General features: G+C 51.2%; 10 protein-coding genes. 9 read left to right on the plus strand and 1 reads right to left on the minus strand.

The features are described 5' to 3' along the window. Position 1: 1 nt before the first annotated feature. The 8 genes from ACTS9Y_RS11830 to ACTS9Y_RS11865 all read left to right on the plus strand — a co-directional run bounded on the left by ACTS9Y_RS11830 (position 2) and on the right by ACTS9Y_RS11865 (position 9,967). Positions 2–748, plus strand: coding sequence for a succinate dehydrogenase iron-sulfur subunit (locus ACTS9Y_RS11830; RefSeq protein ID WP_442586130.1), 747 nt, complete (start codon positions 2–4; stop codon positions 746–748). A 9-nt stretch (positions 749–757) separates the two neighbouring features. Next, a complete protein-coding gene (locus tag ACTS9Y_RS11835; protein WP_442586131.1) occupies positions 758–1,060 on the plus strand; it encodes an FAD assembly factor SdhE in 303 nt (100 codons plus the stop codon). Next, complete coding sequence (locus tag ACTS9Y_RS11840) at positions 1,057–2,187, plus strand: HpcH/HpaI aldolase/citrate lyase family protein (RefSeq protein ID WP_442586132.1); 1,131 nt, start codon at positions 1,057–1,059, stop codon at positions 2,185–2,187. The genes ACTS9Y_RS11835 and ACTS9Y_RS11840 overlap by 4 nt, the downstream gene beginning before the upstream one ends. Before the next feature lie 219 nt (positions 2,188–2,406). Beyond that, on the plus strand, positions 2,407–4,056 hold the full coding sequence (locus ACTS9Y_RS11845) for an acyl-CoA synthetase (RefSeq protein WP_442586133.1): 1,650 nt from the start codon (positions 2,407–2,409) through the stop codon (positions 4,054–4,056). A gap of 39 nt (positions 4,057–4,095) precedes the next feature. After that, positions 4,096–5,601, plus strand: coding sequence for a fumarate hydratase (locus ACTS9Y_RS11850; RefSeq protein ID WP_442586134.1), 1,506 nt, complete (start codon positions 4,096–4,098; stop codon positions 5,599–5,601). 93 nt (positions 5,602–5,694) lie between these two features. Beyond that, positions 5,695–6,027, plus strand: a complete 333-nt coding sequence (locus ACTS9Y_RS11855; protein WP_442586135.1) for a hypothetical protein — start codon at positions 5,695–5,697, stop codon at positions 6,025–6,027. Positions 6,028–6,233: 206 nt separating this feature from the next. Next, a complete protein-coding gene (gene acnB / locus ACTS9Y_RS11860; RefSeq protein WP_442586136.1) occupies positions 6,234–8,813 on the plus strand; it encodes a bifunctional aconitate hydratase 2/2-methylisocitrate dehydratase in 2,580 nt (859 codons plus the stop codon). 197 nt (positions 8,814–9,010) lie between these two features. Continuing rightward, a complete protein-coding gene (locus ACTS9Y_RS11865; protein WP_442586137.1) occupies positions 9,011–9,967 on the plus strand; it encodes a crotonase/enoyl-CoA hydratase family protein in 957 nt (318 codons plus the stop codon). 42 nt (positions 9,968–10,009) lie between these two features. Here the strand turns inward: ACTS9Y_RS11865 and ACTS9Y_RS11870 are convergent, their stop codons facing one another. Then, positions 10,010–12,214 carry an ATP-binding protein gene (locus ACTS9Y_RS11870; RefSeq protein WP_442586138.1) on the minus strand — a complete coding sequence of 735 codons (2,205 nt, stop codon included), beginning with the start codon at positions 12,212–12,214 and terminating at the stop codon, positions 10,010–10,012. A 215-nt stretch (positions 12,215–12,429) separates the two neighbouring features. Between ACTS9Y_RS11870 and ACTS9Y_RS11875 the strand changes: the two genes are divergently transcribed. Further along, positions 12,430–13,560, plus strand: coding sequence for a DUF2914 domain-containing protein (locus ACTS9Y_RS11875; RefSeq protein WP_442586139.1), 1,131 nt, complete (start codon positions 12,430–12,432; stop codon positions 13,558–13,560). The last annotated feature ends 3 nt before the right edge of the window (positions 13,561–13,563 follow it).

Genomic DNA, 13,563 nt, shown 5'->3' on the forward strand with positions numbered 1-13,563 from the left:
TATGCGTTTTTCCATCTACCGGTTCAATCCGGACGTAGACAAAAAGCCCTATATGCAGGATTACGATATCGCCCTCGAAGACAGTGACCAGATGTTGCTGGACGCGCTGATGCGCCTGAAAGTCTTCGATGACACATTAAGCATGCGTAAATCCTGCCGCGAAGGTGTGTGCGGCTCAGATGCCATGAATATCAATGGTAAAAATGGCCTGGCCTGTATCACCAAGCTGGAAACGCTGGAAGAGCCAGTGGTGTTGCGCCCCATGCCAGGCTTGCCGGTGATCCGCGACCTGGTGGTGGATATGACGCAGTTTTTTGATCACTACCATTCGGTGATGCCATATCTGCAAAATCACGATACACCGCCGGAAACCGAGCGTCTGCAAAGCCCGGAAGATCGTGCCAAGCTGGATGGCCTGTACGAATGTATTTTGTGTGGCGCCTGTACCACCTCATGCCCCAGCTTCTGGTGGAACCCCGACAAGTTCGTTGGCCCGGCCGGGTTGATGCAGGCTTACCGCTTTATCGCTGACAGCCGTGACCAGGAGCAGGAAGCGCGGTTGGAGAACCTGGAAGACCCTTACCGTTTATATCGTTGTCATAACATTATGAACTGTACCGATGTCTGCCCGAAAAAACTCAATCCAAATGCCGCGATCGCAGCCATCAAGGATTTAAAGATAGAGAGTGTCAAAGCGCACAAGCAGGATGCGCCGGGCAAAAAAATCTTTGGTATCAAAGTGCTTTAAGGGGACGCCATGTTAAATGCAGAAATCTTACGTGAAGCAGAACAACGGCGACTGGCCTGGCGCTGCCGCCGCGGCATGCTGGAACTGGATATCGTATTGCAGCGCTTTGTCAGCGAGCATTTTAATGGGCTGACCATGGCAGAAATGGCGCAGCTGGACACCTTGCTGGAATTGCCGGATGGCGTGTTCTGGGAATTGATACAGGATGCACAGATAAATGCATCAACCACAAAATCGCTGGCGACAGCACACGCGGCGGTATTGCAAAAATTAAGAGCGAGCCGACCATCGGCAGAACAGGAAATCGCATGATTCAGCATATGGGGGAAGAGCCAATTGCGCTGGATGCCAGCGCTTTGGGTGATTACTGGCCAGGGATACAGCTGTATTACCCGCCGGTGAAGTATGCGCCTAGCCTGGGGATTTATGAGGATATGGAACAGGCGGCCAACCGCATGGTCAAGCATGCCCATTTCACCAATGCACACACCCTGATTTTTGACCTGGAAGATGGCTGTAGGCAAAAGGAAATGAGCCGCACGCTGTTGCGCCAGGAGCTGCCTAAACTGCGTAAAGTCAACGAGCGCGTGACGATCGCGATTCGCGCCAATTCTTTCCGTACTGATGAGTACGAAGAAGACATGAAGCTGGTGCGCGACATGGGCGAGTATATCGATGTCGTGATGCTGGCGAAGGCGGGTGAGTCATATGGCGCGGCAGAAGTGCGGGATTTATCCAGTTTTTTAATCAGCATCAACCCGCATATCACGATACAGCCGATTATCGAGCACCCGAAGTCGCTCAAGATCGCACCGGATTTGATGCAGTACGACACGGTGAAACATGTAGTGTTCGGTATTCATGACTTCTCTAAGGCGCTGGGCATACACATCACGCCTGAGCACTGGATAGAAGAACTGTTTTACTTTATCAACCAGCTGATTTTTGAAGCACGGATCGCCGGTAAAGGCGTGATTGGCGGCGTTGAAACGCTGATAGGCAGCAATATCATGCCGGACAAATTTGTCGAGCCGCATGACGTGCGCCGCTGGCTGGATCTGCATGGCGATAATGAATCACGCGTGGTGTACAAGCATGCCTGCCAGGAAGCCGCGATGGGGCTGACCGGTAAACAAGTCATTCATCCTGGCCATATCCACTTGTGTAAAACCGCTTATACGCCTTCGCCGACCGAAATTAATCAGAAGGTCGCCATATTGAAAGCGGCGATCGAAGCGGATGCACTATTGGGTGGGGCGATCAAGTTTGAAGGTGAGATGCTGGATCCGCCCATGTTTGGTAAAGCATTGCAGACATTGTTGCGGGCGCATGCACTGAGCGCGTTAAAGACCAGTGATATGGAGTTTGCCCTGCATGTGTTGCAGTTGATGCCGGCGCAGGTAGTACGCCAGAACTGGCCCTACGGCATTCTGCTTTGATCAATGGCTGCGCGGGCGAATCACGGCGTTGCGCGGTACTCGAAATCCTCATGTACTTGAGTACATTCCGGTTTCTGCGTGCCGTGCGCCTTGTGCTTCATCCCGCTCGCTCATTGATAGCGATTGATGATCATTATTTTTAAAAGGCATTTCCAAAAGAAATGCGTGTGACGCGTGACACCAACTATGCACGCTTAGAAATTCAGGAAAGGTTTTAAGATGACAAAGTTAGCGCCTTATCCACAATGGCAGTGGGATATCCCCGAGCTGTTCAATATTGGCGTCGCGTGTAGCGACCGCCATCTGGGCACTGCAAAAGCAGATGAGATTGCCATGATTGTGGAAGATGACAGCTTTGGCACCAGCACGATCACTTTTGCTGAACTGGCCGAACAGACGGATAAATTCGCGCAAGTGTTGCGTGATCTGGGTGTCAGCGCAGGTGATCGTATCCTGATTCGTTTACCAAACAGCCTGGATTACCCTATCGCGTTTCTTGGCGCGATGAAAACGGGGGCGATTTCGGTGCCTACATCCACTTTGCTGACGGCAGAAGAGGTGGCTTATCTGGCGAAAGACTCTGGCGCGGTGGTATTGGTCACCGATGCTGCTGCCTGGGACGCCATGTCTGCCAAAATGCAGGAAAACATCGCACAGACGCCTAACCTGAAGCATATTTTACTCACGCAACTGGCGGGTGAGGTTGTGGCGTCATCGGTGGTCAATGTCTTGTCATTGCAAGCCGCACTGGCTGATGTCACAAAAGTACAGGCTGCTTATGCCACGCGGGCGGAAGATCCGGCTTACCTGGTCTATACCTCAGGCACGACCGGGTATCCAAAAGGGGTGTTACACGCGCACCGGGCCTTGCTAGGGCGCCAGCCTGCGGCGGAGTACTGGTTTAATTACAGTGATCAGTTGCAGGACCGCATCATGCATTCAGGTAAGTTTAACTGGACCTACGTCCTGGGCACTGGCCTGATGGATCCGTTGTATCTGGGTAAAACCGTGATTGTGCATGAAGGCAAGAACGACGCGCAAAAATGGTTGGAACTCATCGCTAAACACGAGGCCACTATTTTTATCGGTGTGCCGACCATTTACCGCCAGTTGCTGCAAAAAACCACGGCCACGCAAGCCGATGTGCCTAGCGTGCGCCATTTTATGAGTGCCGGTGAGCATTTGTCTGATGAAGTACTTACGCAATGGCGCGAGCGTTTTGGCGTGGATATTTATGAAGCCGTGGGCATGAGTGAGTTTTCCTATTACCTGTCGCAAAGCATTTTCCGGCCCATACGCGCCGGGTCGGCCGGTTTTCCGCAGCCAGGGCATGATTTGCTGTTGCTGAATCCGGAAACCCTGGATGTAGTGGCCGCAGGTGAAGAGGGGATGATTTGTGTGCCGGAGGCTGATCCTGGTTTATTCCTGAGCTATTGGAACCTGCCAGAAGAAAGCGCCAAATACAAACACGATGGTTATTTCTTCACCGGTGACTATGCCAAATATGACGCCGATGGCTATATCTGGTTCTTGGGTCGTAAGGATGACATCATCAAGAGTTTTGGTTACCGCGTCTCGCCTTACGAGATTGAGCGCGTTTACAAAGGCCACCCAGGCGTGGCGGATTGCGCTGCCATTGGTGAAGAGATAGAGAAAGACAAATTACTGGTGGTGATCTACGTGATTCCAAAACCGGAGAGCCAAGTACAGGCAGATGAGTTGATCGCTTTTGGCAAACAACACCTGGCTGCTTACAAAACACCGAAAACCGTTTACCTGGCTAAAGAATTCCCACGCACTAAAAATGGTAAAATCCTACGTAAAGATGTTGGACCGGCGATTGCCTACATGAAAAGCAGCGCCCGCTAACGATAATAATCATTTCAAGAACACCAATTTTCAAAAGCCATGGCCCTGATTAAAACGCAAGATGTGATAGAGAGTGTTGCTGATGCCCTGCAATATATCTCTTACTACCACCCGGAAGACTATATCCGGGCGTTGGCTGCGGCTTATGAAAAAGAAGCGTCACCAGCCGCCAAGGATGCGATTGCGCAGATTTTGACCAACTCGCGCATGTGCGCAGAAGGTAAGCGTCCTTTATGCCAGGATACCGGCATTGTGGTGGCGTTTGTGAAAGTAGGCATGCAAGCGCAGTTTGAAGGCGATATGACGCTGGAAGACATGGTGAATGAAGGCGTGCGCCGTGCTTACCTGCATTCGGAAAATACTTTGCGCGCTTCTATCGTCAATGATCCTGCCGGTGCGCGTAAAAACACCAAAGACAATACACCCGCCATTACGCATGTTGAAATGGTCGCGGGCGATACTGTCGATATCCAGATCGCAGCCAAAGGCGGCGGTTCGGAGAATAAGTCCAAGCTGGCGATGCTGAACCCTAACGATAGTATTGTCGATTGGGTGATGGAAGTCGTGCCGCAAATGGGCGCTGGCTGGTGCCCGCCCGGCATGCTGGGCATAGGCATAGGCGGCAGCGCAGAAAAAGCCATGCTGCTGGCGAAAGAATCATTGATGCAGCCGATAGATATCCAGGAACTGCAGGCGCGCGGCCCGCAAAACCGGATTGAAGAACTGCGGCTGGAATTATATAAAAAGGTCAATCAGCTAGGCATAGGCGCACAAGGCCTGGGTGGCCTGACCACCGTGCTGGATGTGAAGATCCTGGATTACCCAACCCATGCGGCCAGTTTGCCGGTGGCGATTATTCCCAATTGCGCTGCGACACGGCATGTGCACTTTACACTGGATGGTTCAGGTGTGGCTGAGCTGACGCCGCCCAGCGCTGATGTCTATCCCGATGTGCACTGGGCACCTAGCCCGCAAGCCAAACGCATCAACCTGGATACAGTGACGCGTGCAGACACGCAAACCTGGAAAAATGGCGATACCTTGCTGCTGACTGGAAAAATATTGACCGGAAGGGATGCGGCACACAAACGCATTAAAACCATGCTGGATAAAGGCGAGCCATTGCCGGTGGACTTTAATAACCGTTTTATTTACTACGTAGGCCCGGTCGATGCCGTGCGCGATGAAGCCGTCGGCCCGGCTGGCCCCACCACCGCAACCCGGATGGATAGTTATACCGACATGATGCTGGGCACTGGCCTGCTAGGTTCGATTGGTAAAGCCGAGCGGGGTGAAGAAGCACTGGTCGAGATTGCCAAACATCGATCGGTGTATTTGATGGCTGTGGGTGGCGCGGCTTATCTGGTGAGTAAAGCGATCAAGAAATCCCGGGTACTGGCCTTTGAAGACTTGGGCATGGAAGCGATCTATGAGTTTGACGTAGTGGATATGCCGGTGACGGTAGCCGTCAGTGCGAATGGTGAATCAGTGCACAATACCGGGCCTGCGCTCTGGAAGAAAAAGATCGCCTTGCTCGCTGTGTGATTTTAAAACGCATTCATGTGCCTGAAATCACAGAGTTTGCGCACGAATAGGTGAAAGATACGTCATACTACTAAGGGCATAAATGAGGCCGGTATGATAAAAATGAATCGTGGGAAAGTGGGTTATTTATTGGCATGTGCGTGGCTGATGTGTAGTGTCAGCCTGGTTGCGCATGCGGAATCCGCGCTGGAATATTTTACTGACAAGGATGGCCGCTATAACGGGCCATCACTGGAAGACCAGGTCGCCTTGATGGATACCGATAGAAACGGCTTTGCTGATGTGTTTGAAGTCCGCGCCTATCTGGAAAAACAGCATGGCAAAGGTTACCAGAAAGAATTGCTGGATAAATGGGAGTCGTCTGCCGCTGGAAAAAGCTGCAGCACACCATTTGCCAAAGAACTATATAGCGACAGTAATCGATAGTATTGAATTTTAGGAGAGTGTTGTATTTCCTGCTGTCGATGCCTGTCAATTTGCGGATAATATTGAATGTTACAACCAGTTAACATTCTGCAGAATGGACTGCTTTATAATCAAGTGAGCTAACCCCTCGCACACAGGCGCATCCAGCCTTATTTGCATCACCCTTTGCACCACTACTGACATTGTTTTTTGATAGAGCCTACATCATGTTACAAGCATACGATATCCACGTAAAAGAACGCGCCGCGCAAAACCTGCCTCCCTTGCCGCTCAATGCCGAGCAAGTGGCTGAGTTGGTTGAGTTATTGAAAAATCCTCCTGCCGGACAAGAAGCCTTATTAGTTGAACTGCTGCAAAACCGCATTCCTGCCGGGGTAGATCAGGCAGCCTATGTCAAAGCGGCATTTTTGGCCGATATCGCCAATAGCAAAACGCACTCACCCCTGGTGAGTGCCGAAAAAGCGGTGGAACTGCTAGGCACCATGCTGGGCGGTTATAACGTGCAGGCGCTGGTAGCCTTGCTGGATACGCCTATGGCAGCCCCTGCAGTCAAAGCGTTGTCTACCACCATCCTGCTGTTCGATGCGTTTCACGATGTCGATGAAAAAATGAAGGCGGGCAACCCGCATGCCAAGGCCTTGATTAACTCCTGGGCCAACGCCGAATGGTTTACCAGCAAGCCTGCCCTGGCTGAAGAAATCAAACTGGTGGTTTTCAAGCTCGAAGGTGAAACCAATACCGATGACTTAAGCCCGGCACAAGATGCCTGGAGCCGCCCAGATATTCCGTTGCATGCCAAAGCCATGCTGGTGAACCGCCTGACAGACGGCCTGGCAACCATTGCCAACCTCAAGCAAAAAGGCTTGCCACTGGCTTATGTCGGTGATGTGGTCGGCACGGGGTCTTCACGTAAATCAGCGATTAACTCAGTGCAGTGGTGGATGGGTGACGATATCCCGTTTATCCCGAACAAACGTACCGGTGGTGTAGTCATCGGTAGCAAAATCGCGCCTATCTTTTTCAACACCGCTGAAGATTCCGGCGCTTTGCCGATCCAGTGTGATGTTTCCGGCCTGAATACCGGTGATGTGATTGTGATCAAACCCTATGAAGGCAAAGTATTGTCCGAAGTGGGGGCATTACTGTCTACCTTTGAAATGAACCCGATTACCTTGCCGGACGAAGTACGTGCCGGTGGCCGTATTCCGCTGATTATCGGGCGCGGCCTGACCTCGAATGCGCGCAAGGCTTTGAACTTGCCAGAAACTGATGTGTTCATTAAATCGATTCCAGCCAAAGATACCGGCAAAGGCTATACGCTGGCGCAGAAGATGGTTGGCCGTGCATGCGGTCTGCCTGAAGGCTTTGGCGTGCGTCCAGGCACTTATTGCGAACCTAAAGCGACCACGGTGGGCTCACAGGATACCACCGGCGGTATGACGCGTGATGAACTGAAGGAACTGGCGTGCCTGGGCTTTAGCGCCGATCTGGTCATGCAGAGTTTCTGCCATACTGCGGCTTATCCAAAGCCTGTCGATATCAAGCTGCAACACGATTTACCGGAGTTTATGTCCAGCCGTGGCGGCGTTAGCCTGCGCGCGGGGGATGGCGTGATCCACTCCTGGCTCAACCGCCTGATTTTGCCTGATACTGTGGGCACTGGTGGCGACTCGCATACGCGTTTCCCTATCGGCATCAGCTTCCCGGCCGGTTCCGGACTGGTGGCATTTGCTGCTGCAACCGGTGCCATGCCACTCGATATGCCGGAATCTGTGCTGGTGCGCTTTAAAGGCGAAATGCAGCCTGGCATCACCTTGCGTGACCTGGTGAATGCGATCCCATACGCTGCGATTAAAGAAGGCACCTTGACCGTAGGCAAACAAGGCAAGAAAAACGTTTTCAATGGCCGCGTGCTGGAGATCGAAGGCTTGCCAGACCTGAAAGTCGAGCAGGCTTTTGAACTGGCGGATGCTTCGGCTGAACGTTCTGCTAACGGTTGTACCGTGTTGCTGAACAAGGAACCGGTGATTGAATTCCTGAATTCCAATATCGTGCTTATGCAGAACATGATAGAAAACGGTTATGCCGATGCACGCACGTTGGAGCGCCGTATCGCCAGCATGAAAGCCTGGCTGGCAAAACCGGAACTGTTGCAGCCGGATAGCGATGCCGAGTACGCACACATTATTGAAATCGACCTCAAAGACATCACAGAACCCTTGGTCGCTTGCCCGAATGACCCGGACGATATCAAACAGTTGTCTGAAGTCGTCGGTGACAAGATCGATGAAGTGTTTATTGGTAGCTGCATGACCAATATCGGGCATTATCGTGCGGCTGGCAAAGTGCTGGAAGGCGCGGGCGGTATCCCAACCCGTTTGTGGATCGCGCCACCGACACGGATGGACGAAGCGCAATTGCGTGCCGAAGGGGTGTATTCCACATTTGGCGTTGCCGGGGCGCGTACCGAGATCCCGGGTTGTTCGTTGTGCATGGGTAACCAGGCGCGTGTCGCCGATAAGGCTACGGTATTCTCGACCTCTACCCGTAACTTTGATAACCGCATGGGTAAAGATGCGCGCGTGTATCTGGGCTCGGCTGAGCTGGCGGCCGTGTGCGCCAAGCTGGGCAGGATGCCAACCGTGCAAGAATACCTGGACACCTTGGGTACGCGCTTGACCAACACCGCCGAGATTTACAAATACCTTAATTTTGACCAGATGACACAATATGCAGACTCCCTGCAAAATGTGAGAAAAGTCATCCCGATTCAAGAAACAGCATAAGCGTTTTTGTGTGACTGACAAAGGGGAGCTTAGGCTCCCTTTTTTGTTTTTATTCAGAACGCATCCTTGCAACTGTAAAACCTGCATTGCTGACACCAGTTTTGATTATGATGTATTTGCTGGCATAAAACCTTAGATGCGCACGCGTCAGATTATGCTGAGTCCATCACCATTTTTTCATAGCCAAGGAGAAGCACATGAAACCGTTTGACCAAGGATTGGTTAATTATCAACATCGTTTATTGGCGCATGATTACGGTCAGGTATTTTGCCGTTTTGATGCCAAGCAACAGGCTTTATGGAGCTATTTGCATCAACCAGAACGTATCCCTTGTATTAACCATGCATTGTTGCTGAACTTGCATGCGCATCATGAAGATATCCAGCGCAGCGGGGGCTATGTACAGCTGGATTCTGAAGAGGTACTGCCTATCAAATATTCCGTATTTTCTTCAGCCACGCCAGGTTATTTCAATATGGGTGGCGATTTGCAAAAGATGGCAGAAGCGATCCGCAATCAGGACCGTGCCCAGTTGCAGGCTTATGCCAAGCTGAGTATTGATGTGGTGGCGCAGCGCGCATTCCGCTTTAACCTGGATCATGTCACCAAGATTTCGCTGTTGCAGGGAGAAGTATTAGGGGCGGGGATTGAAGCCGCGTTAACCAGCGATGTGCTGATCGCAGAGCGTCAATCGGTGTTTTGCTTCCCGGAATTATTTTTTAACATGATTCCTGGCATGGGTGCTTACAGCTTTATCGCCCGTAAAGCAGGCATGGCGGTGGCCGATAAAATGATTCTCGGTTGCGAGCGATTCACCGCTGATCAATGCCTGGAAATGGGCCTGATTGATGTGGTCGTGGATGAAGGCGAGGGCGAACAGGCAGTGCAGGCTTTTATCCAGAAAAACAGCCGTCAGTCAGAGGGCTTTTTATCTGCGCAGAAAGCCAAGGCGAGAATCAACCCGTTAACGTATAGCGAGCTTGAGGATATCGTCAATGTATGGGTGGAAAATGCACTGCGACTGACTGAACGCGATTTAAAAGTGATGGACCGCTTTTGTCGTGCACAGTCTCGTTTGTTTCCAGCCCAGGAAGCGGCGAGCCAGGATGAGCAGGACGCTCAAATGATGCAGCAGCATGCTGTCAATCAATGATATTGCAGCTTATCTATCATGCTTAAGCACGCTGATGCCCAATCATTTGTTTGATCGTTTAGAAGAGAGCTTGCTGCGATACTTGTGCAGTTGCGTGCGGGTCTCTTCGTAGACATCAACCACGGCTTGATACAGGCCGGAAATCGTTTGGGCATCTTCCATGCTTAAGCTTAACAGGCGGCGGCTACGCTTGCTGAGTGGAATCAGCCCCATATTGGCGGATTCCCCGGCCAGTGTATGTGCCAGCTTGTGTACGTGTTCAAATTTCAGGTCCAGGCATTCTGTGCCCAGGGCGCGAATCAGGTCATCGGTGGTTTCAATAAACTCGGTGATCAGGCGATATAAAAAGGCTTCGCTGCCACCCAGTTTCAATAAGTGCTCCATGCGGTCATTGTCCAGCAGCGGCTCGCTGTGGGGTGTCATGCTGGCTACTTTTTCGATAGGCGGTTCAGTGCGCGGCATATTGGTGTTGATCAGCGTTTGCGCGGCTGTGGCTGCGCGAGAGACACGGGTTGCCGGTTTGACCTCAGGCGGATTGCTAATACCTGTTTCTATGGTTTGTGCGACGGCTTCTATCAGGCTTTGAATCTGCCGTGAAATCACTGGCTTGGTCAGCACTTGGTAAACGCCTGCATTCAGACAGCGATCCTGCGTCGCCTTGGTGGCATCGGCGGTGAGGATGACAGTGCGTAGCGGTTTGCTGCCGGGCAGGGCATGATAGATGTTGAACACTTCCAGGCCATTCATTTCCGGCATGTTGTAATCCAGAATCATTAGGTCAAACTGATGATGTTCCAGTGCATCCAGCGCTTCATCGCCATTATCGGCGGCTTTCACCACGCAATGCATGCGCTGCAGTGTTTCATTGAGGATCATCCGGTTCACTACATTGTCATCTGCAATCAGCACGCGAATTTTTTTGCGGAAGCGCGTATGGCTGCTCAACGGCACCACGTTTGAGGTCATTTCAAGATTGACCTCATTTGAAACATGTTGTGCGGAGGGCTCACCGTGGGCCATAGGCAACATCACCTCAAAGGTAGTGCCGTTGGTTTCATCACTGCTGACCTGAATCTTGCCGCCCATTAATTCAACCAGTTGCTTGGCAATCGAGGTACCTAGACCCGTGCCGCCGTAACGTCTGGTAATGCTGCTGTCTGCCTGGGTGAAACTGTCGAAAATATGGGGTAGGGCCTCTGGCTTGATACCGATCCCTGTGTCGCGGATATGGAATTTGAGTATGCTCATATTGGCATAATGTTGCGTCACATTGACCACGACATCTACACCACCGTGCTGGGTGAACTTGATCGCGTTCGCTACCAGGTTCATTAATACCTGCTCGATATGGTGCATGCTGCCGACATAATGGCGTTCAACGGACGGCTCCAGATTAAAACGTAACCATAATTGTTTGCGCTCTACTTCGATCTGGAACATCAGTTGCAACCGCTGGATCAGGTCAGGTAAATAGAATGGAATATCTTCCAGGTCAATTTTACCTTTCTCGATCTTGCTGATATCAAGCACGTCATTGATCAGTTTTTTCAGGCTGTTGGCGGACGCACCAACCATTTTTAATAGTTCGGACTGTTTTTTGTCCAGTTTGGATTGTGCCAGTAACTCACTGGCACCAATAATGCCATTGAGCGGGGTACGCATTTCATGGCTGATATTGGAAAGGAAGTTGGTTTTGGCCTCATTGGCTTCACCCGCCTGCTTGGTGGCTTTTTCCAGGCTGATCTGCAGACGCAGGGTATGCGGAGGAATCAGCAATAAGGTCAGCAGGAAACCATATGCCAAATGCTGGTGCTGGTTCCAGTAAGGATTCAGGTAGAGCGTTATGCTGAAGCCGATCAGGCTGAGCGCATAACAACCTTTGAAGAACTTGGTGCCATAGCGCAGCCCATAGCCAATAATCAGCCATAAATAGATACCGATAAACACGCCTGCCATGGCACCGGAAATCATTTGTTCCAGTGAAGTGGCCGTGATGTCCATGACCATAGCGATCCATTGCCGTCTTTCATTCTTCTGCGGATTGCGCAGAATATTGAACAGCATCAGGAAGCCGCAACACAGGTAGATCAGGCACACGCCTACGGGTTGGTAACTGCTACCATTAAATAGCAGGTAAAGTGTGATGAAACTGACAAACGTTACGCGAATCAATGCCTGTTCAGTCTCATTACTGACAGATTTGATCTCGATTAACTTATTTATTATTTGTCTGAGTAAATCACGCATGCTTCATGGCGGCCGGAATTATGTCATATCGGGGCAGATGCCTATCGTCTAGTCATCTTCATTTGAATATATAACGGCAGATTCTTAAGATAACTTAAAGTTTAACAGGCTGGATTTGATAATCAAAGAAAGTTTACCTTTGTGAGCCTTAACCAGTGACACTTACTGCAAGATATGATAAAAAACCCATGGTTTGCTGACTTTTACCCCAGATAATGACTGATCCCACCCCCACTACGCCTGATTGCGCGCCACCTTCTTTTATCTCCCGCTGCCTGGTACGTACCAGGGCATTGCTACCGATATCCTTTTTTATTGGCGGATTCTTGTGGGATGCCATCACCATAGGCAAGAAAGTCGCCATGCTGGACATGGTGATTTTTGCCTTGTATTTGCTGGTGGCGGCTATCTTGATGTATCAGCTGGCAGAACCTTCTTCGAGCGCGCGGCGCGTGGGCGAGCGGTTATTGGGGTGGCAGTGGGTACAAAACAAGGCATCTAGCTGGGCAGTGCATGACTGGCCTTACTGGATACTGCAATTCCTGTTTGGCAGTGTGTTGAGTGCGCTATTCATCCTTTATTTCAAAAGCTCCAGTTATGGCCTGGCCTGGGTGCTGACCTTGCTATTAGGCGCATTACTGGTCGCAAATGAATTTATGGAAAGTGAATACCGGCGCTTAAGCTTATGCTGGAGCATGTTTGGTTTATGTTCCATTTTATGGTGTAACTTTGCCTTTCCTTTCCTGTTTGGCAGTGTGCATGCCGTGTGGTTTTATTTGAGCACCTTGTTAGGCGCCACCATCACCTATGTGCTCTACCAGCGTGCGCCGCGCCATGCCGGGCGCATCTGGCCAGTGTGGGTGATCGCAGGCTTGTTGATGGTGGCTTACAGGGCCGACATGATTCCGCCGGTGCCGTTGGTTAAACAGGCCGTGGTGGTTGCTTATGACCTGGAAAAATCACCGCAGGGCTACTGGATGACAGTGGAAAAGTCGCCGTGGTGGAATTTCTGGCGCGTGGATAATGATCATTTTTACCTGGCACCAGGACAGAAGCTTGTCTGTTTTTCATCGGTGTTTGCGCCACAGGGTTTGCATACCAAACTCGTGCATGACTGGCAGAGGAAAGTGGCTGGGCAATGGGTCAGTGTCTCAACGCCTGGTTTTTCGCTGGCGGGAGGCCGGGATAATGGCTATCGTGGCTATACCTATAAAAGCAATGTCACGGCGGGCGAATGGCGGGTAAAGATTCAAACGTCTACCAGGCAAACGATCGCGGTGAGTACCTTTAGTGTCAGTATCGGCACGCCCTCAGAGGTGAATCGCCGCGTACGCATACGCTATTAAAGC

The sequence above is a fragment of the Methylophilus sp. genome (genome assembly GCF_052173275.1).
In the GTDB taxonomy this organism is placed as follows: domain Bacteria; phylum Pseudomonadota; class Gammaproteobacteria; order Burkholderiales; family Methylophilaceae; genus Methylophilus.

Bases quoted from the DNA above. Each gene is read 5' to 3' on its own strand.
- ACTS9Y_RS11850 (WP_442586134.1), top strand. From the start codon at position 4,096: ATGGCCCTGATTAAAACGCAAGATGTGATAGAGAGTGTTGCTGATGCC.
- ACTS9Y_RS11830 (WP_442586130.1), top strand. From the start codon at position 2: ATGCGTTTTTCCATCTACCGGTTCAATCCGGACGTAGACAAAAAGCCC.
- ACTS9Y_RS11870 (WP_442586138.1), bottom strand. From the start codon at position 12,214: ATGCGTGATTTACTCAGACAAATAATAAATAAGTTAATCGAGATCAAA.
- ACTS9Y_RS11875 (WP_442586139.1), top strand. From the start codon at position 12,430: ATGACTGATCCCACCCCCACTACGCCTGATTGCGCGCCACCTTCTTTT.
- ACTS9Y_RS11865 (WP_442586137.1), top strand. From the start codon at position 9,011: ATGAAACCGTTTGACCAAGGATTGGTTAATTATCAACATCGTTTATTG.
- ACTS9Y_RS11840 (WP_442586132.1), top strand. From the start codon at position 1,057: ATGATTCAGCATATGGGGGAAGAGCCAATTGCGCTGGATGCCAGCGCT.
- acnB (WP_442586136.1), top strand. From the start codon at position 6,234: ATGTTACAAGCATACGATATCCACGTAAAAGAACGCGCCGCGCAAAAC.
- ACTS9Y_RS11855 (WP_442586135.1), top strand. From the start codon at position 5,695: ATGATAAAAATGAATCGTGGGAAAGTGGGTTATTTATTGGCATGTGCG.
- ACTS9Y_RS11845 (WP_442586133.1), top strand. From the start codon at position 2,407: ATGACAAAGTTAGCGCCTTATCCACAATGGCAGTGGGATATCCCCGAG.
- ACTS9Y_RS11835 (WP_442586131.1), top strand. From the start codon at position 758: ATGTTAAATGCAGAAATCTTACGTGAAGCAGAACAACGGCGACTGGCC.